The organism is Ohtaekwangia sp., assembly GCF_036568665.1.
Lineage (GTDB): Bacteria > Bacteroidota > Bacteroidia > Cytophagales > Cyclobacteriaceae > Ohtaekwangia.
Window position 1 is genome coordinate 1 of record NZ_DATCSD010000460.1, and the last position, 3,905, is coordinate 3,905.

General features: G+C 44.8%; 4 protein-coding genes. 2 read left to right on the top strand and 2 right to left on the bottom strand.

Features of this window, described 5'->3' with window-relative positions:
* Both VIN08_RS27155 and VIN08_RS27160 read left to right on the top strand, forming a co-directional pair.
* Positions 1-771 (top strand): SDR family oxidoreductase (locus VIN08_RS27155; protein WP_331972570.1); only part of this gene is annotated, 771 nt, incomplete at its 5' end.
* Between the two features lie 120 nt (positions 772-891).
* Positions 892-1,791, top strand: coding sequence for a helix-turn-helix transcriptional regulator (locus tag VIN08_RS27160; protein WP_331972572.1), 900 nt, complete (start codon positions 892-894; stop codon positions 1,789-1,791).
* A gap of 378 nt (positions 1,792-2,169) precedes the next feature.
* Here the strand turns inward: VIN08_RS27160 and VIN08_RS27165 are convergent, their stop codons facing one another.
* Positions 2,170-2,976 (bottom strand): AraC family transcriptional regulator, encoded by an 807-nt coding sequence (locus tag VIN08_RS27165; RefSeq protein WP_331972575.1) that lies wholly within the window; start codon positions 2,974-2,976, stop codon positions 2,170-2,172.
* 33 nt (positions 2,977-3,009) lie between these two features.
* Complete coding sequence (locus VIN08_RS27170; RefSeq protein WP_331972578.1) at positions 3,010-3,813, bottom strand: SDR family oxidoreductase; 804 nt, start codon at positions 3,811-3,813, stop codon at positions 3,010-3,012.
* Between the last annotated feature and the right edge of the window lie 92 nt (positions 3,814-3,905).

Genomic DNA, 3,905 nt, shown 5'->3' on the forward strand with positions numbered 1-3,905 from the left:
GGGAGAGAGACTTCGAAGCTGTTTCAGAAAAATGGCTGGAACGTAGCGGCTACCATGCGCGCTCCGGAAAAAGAAGAAGAACTTTCCAAACTGGAAAATGTATTGGTAACAAAACTCGATGTGCAGAACAAAGCCTCCATCCAATCCGCTATAGATGCTGCCCTAAAAAAATTCGGCACGATCGATGTCGTTGTCAACAATGCAGGCTACGGACTGATGGGCGTTTTTGAATCGGCAACCCGCGAGCAGATCAAAAGACAATTTGATGTTAATCTCTTCGGGTTGATGGATGTCACACAAGCTGTGCTGCCTCACCTGCGTAGTCATGGTGGTGTTATAATAAATATATCTTCGTTTGGCGGCATGGTAGGTTTACCCTTTGGAAGTTTATATAACAGCACTAAGTTTGCCGTAGAAGGATTTTCTGAATCACTGTCGCACGAACTCTTCAAACTAAATATAGCGGTAAAGATTGTAGAGCCGGGCGGAGTACACACCAACTTCCGTGGCGGACTTGATATGATCAAGAATGAAATTCCGGAATACAATCCGTTGATGGCTTCATTCTTTGCCAACTATGCCAGGCCCACCGAGCATTTACCCAAAGCCACAGCCGAAGATGTAGCCAACACCATATATACCGCAGCCACCGATGGCAAAGCACAACTGCGCTATGTAGCCGGTGCCGATGCACAATACTACATCAACACCAAGTTAAAGAATACTGACGAGGTATTTGTAAAAACCATTCGCGACTTCTTTATCAAGTAATCATCACATCGCTATAGCAGAAAATGGTATGCCGGCATACCGGTTTCCCCCTATACACTGCTCGTGAGCGGGGGTGCCATGGCATAATTAATCGTAACTTCCACAGTAATTTATACTTGCATGCAAAAGTATATCGACATTAATTCTATAGCGGACATACATAAATTTTATAAGTACGATAAGCCGCAGCATCCGCTGATCACGATTATTGATCTCACCAAAGCAAATCCCGATCGGCCGAAAGAAGAAGTATATTATCGCACTCCGCTATACTCCGTCATGTGCAAGCGCTTTGAAGGCTCCATGAAATATGGCAAATCACATTATGATTTTGAAGAAGGCACTCTGATGTTTACTGCGCCACACCAGGTAATATCATCGAGTCCGGATATACGAGTGCTGGAAGGCTGGGGCTTATTCTTCCATCCTGACCTGCTGCATGCTTCGGAACTGGGCCGCAAAATTCATGAGTATAATTTCTTTCACTACGATGTAAACGAAGCGCTGCACATTTCTGATACTGAAAAAAGTACATTGCTCGATTGCCTTCAGAAAATTGAGAATGAGTATAGCCAGAACTTCGACAGGCACACGCAGGGGCTTATACTCGATAATCTGCAACTGATGCTCAATTATTGTACGCGCTTTTACGGGCGACAATTTTTAACGCGCGCCAAAGTAAACCACGACATTGTGCAGAAGTTTGAAAGATTACTGAGCGATTACTTTGCAACCGACACGCTGATCGAAACCGGTTTACCCGATGTAAAGCACTTTGCCTCACAGCTACGTTTATCGCCCGACTATCTCTCAGATTTACTCAGTAAATATACCGGCAAAACAACACTGGAGCATATACACCTACAACTCATCGATAAAGCCAAATCGCTGCTGTTGGGTAGCCAACGATCGATCAGCGAAATTGCTTATGACCTCGGCTTTGGACATCCTTCGCATTTCACCAAAATATTCAAATCAAAAACAGGAATGTCGCCACGCGATTTCAGGAGTATGAATTGAGTATAGCCTTTTGCCGCTGGCTTTGGTGGCGGTTATTCGTTAATAGTTAACCATACACCTGTGAGTATGTAAAAATCCAATGGCACAGAGTTACGCGAAGGAGATACAAAGTTCGCGAAGCTATATTTTGGCTGATCACTTCTGCATTCGTTAATCGTTATCCGCTAATAGTTATCTGTCATTAGAAGACAAGAACTATATTCTGACTTGTCTCCTACTTCAACATTCGTTATTCCGTGTTCATTATTCGATATTCAATTTCGTTATCCGTTAATGGTTAATAGTTAATCGTGACAACTGCTTCCTGACTTCTAACTTCCCGACTTCCGGTCTTTGCATTTACTCTGCGCAATTCTGCGAGATCAGCGGGAAATAAACTCACCGCACTGCAGACGGAGCTACGCCATACGCCTTCTTAAACGCTACTGAAAAATGTGAGTAATCTTTAAAGCCCACATCGATATATACATCGGTGGAGCGCATCTTTTTTTGCTTTAGCAGATAGTGAGCCTGCTCCAGTCGTTTTTGCAGCAGCCACTTGTTGGGTGTGGTGCTATATATTTTCTGGAAGTCTCTTTTAAACGTAGAAAGACTTCGGCCCGTCAGGTAGGCAAAGTGATTGAGGTCGCCATTGTATTGGAAGTGTTCGTTCATATAGGCTTCCAGGTCGATCTTGCCAGGCTCGGTAAAGTCAAAGAGTATATTTCGCAATTTGGGGTTTGCTTCCATAAAGATCAGGATGGCTTCTTTGATCTTTGTCTTAACCAGGTCCTGACTGATCTGTTTGCCGTTTTCCAGGTAAGGCAACAAAGAGTCTATATAGTTCTTGAAAAATTTATTCGGGGTAAGCGGAAATATATTGTCGTACGGAGTATGCAGTTTTTTATCCTGCAAGTGATAGTCTTTCATTTCCAGCAGCGTGTTGTTGTCGATGCAGATAGAGATAGACCGGTAGTCGCCACCCGGCTCCGGTTGCTTGGTAAATTTGCTGAGCCGGTTCTTCGCCACAAAACGGAAGTCGCCCGCGTTATATACCTGCGCCTTGCCCCCGAAATAAACCTCCGATGTGCCGGCTATAATATAGTCGAATACATGTTGTTTGATGAAGAGCTCGCCTTCGATAAGTCTTTTGGACGTAACCGAATAAACGATCGAAGGAACATTAGGGTCTGTTGTATTCGCCATAATTATAGTCTGGACACGCGAGGTATAAATATATCAACCTAAAAATTGTTGTGCTATTTCTTTTATCGCAGCTTCTGCCCCGATCGCCAGCCTGCGGTCGTGCAGCATGTGGGCATCTTTACCGGCCACATAGTGTACACGGTCCTTACCATCGGTGGCGGCTTCATATACTACGGCCGCTATATCTTCGGCAGTAGAACCTTGTTGCGCCAGCGCAGGGTCGGCTATAACACTAAGAAAACGATCCATCATAGGTTTATAGGGCTCTGCCGGAACGATGAGCGTGTTCGATCCAAATTCTGTTTTTATATAGCCCGGTGCAACAGTTTTTATACGGATGCCGAAAGGCGCCAGTTCATAGTTCATGCCTTCGCTCCAACCCTGCAGGCCGAACTTTACAGCACTATATATACTGGCAAACGGAAACGTGAGGAAACCGGCCATAGAGGTTACGTTGATGAACAGGCCACTCTTTCTTTCGCGGAAGTGCGGAATAAAAGCCTGCGTTACACGAATGGCACCTAACAAATTGGTATCTACTACCTGCGCAATCTGTGCCTGCGACATACCTTCCAGCGGACCTATAGCACCATAGGCTGCGTTGTTGAGCACTATATCTATACTACCTAAGCCAATGGCTTTGGCTACGGTGGTTTTGATCTGCTCTTCGTTGGTGATATCAAGCGGCAATACTGTTACGCGCTCCATGCCCGCAAAGTCTTTTGCCTTCTCTACATTGCGCATGGTAGCAATTACATGCCAGCCGTTGCTGTGAAACAATTGAACTGCTGCTTTACCAAGGCCACTCGAAGTGCCTGTAATGAAAATTGTCTTCATAGTTGTTTTGTTTTTTTATGAAGCAAAGGTCATCACTCCGACTCACGTGCAGATTGTTGTAAAGGTCATTGTTGATTGTTGGGAGGGTCAAC

Bases quoted from the DNA above. Each gene is read 5' to 3' on its own strand.
- VIN08_RS27160 (WP_331972572.1), top strand. From the start codon at position 892: ATGCAAAAGTATATCGACATTAATTCTATAGCGGACATACATAAATTT.
- VIN08_RS27170 (WP_331972578.1), bottom strand. From the start codon at position 3,813: ATGAAGACAATTTTCATTACAGGCACTTCGAGTGGCCTTGGTAAAGCA.
- VIN08_RS27165 (WP_331972575.1), bottom strand. From the start codon at position 2,976: ATGGCGAATACAACAGACCCTAATGTTCCTTCGATCGTTTATTCGGTT.